General features: G+C 59.2%; 1 protein-coding gene. It reads left to right on the top strand.

The genetic code is table 11. The features are described 5' to 3' along the window. The coding region (locus ASE89_RS20900; protein WP_168427724.1) for a hypothetical protein at positions 1–191 on the top strand (191 nt) is incomplete at its 5' end. Positions 192–382: the final 191 nt, after the last annotated feature.

Raw genomic sequence — 382 nt, 5'->3', positions numbered from 1 at the left:
CCATCTGCATCTCTCGCGACAACGTAGGATACCGTCCGCTGATCATTGAGCAGCATCTTGCCGCCGGCCAGCTTTACCGTGCCGCAGCAGTCGTTGGCGAAAAGGCCGGCCTCACCGGCATCAACGACAGGCTTACGCAGGAAGACGAGAAGAGTAATGAGCAAGACAGTGCCGGCAGCGACGACACCTAGGCTGATAACTCGCCACATCTTCGCTCCCCTGTCACCGCGTCGGACGCTGTGTCCCCGTCGGTTCTGCCCACACCTAGGCGGCGTTTTGTCGGCCGTAAGCGTCGAACCTCACCACCCTCGCTGTAGGCGCAGAGCAACATATGTAGATTTAAGAGTCAAGTGACTCCGCATAATTCCGGTCGTTCGCCCGG

It is taken from the genome of Sphingomonas sp. Leaf30 (assembly GCF_001422525.1).
Lineage (GTDB): Bacteria > Pseudomonadota > Alphaproteobacteria > Sphingomonadales > Sphingomonadaceae > Sphingomonas > Sphingomonas aerolata.
The sequence above is the reverse complement of the archived record's forward strand: the minus strand, read 5'-3'. Positions and strand labels throughout refer to the sequence as shown.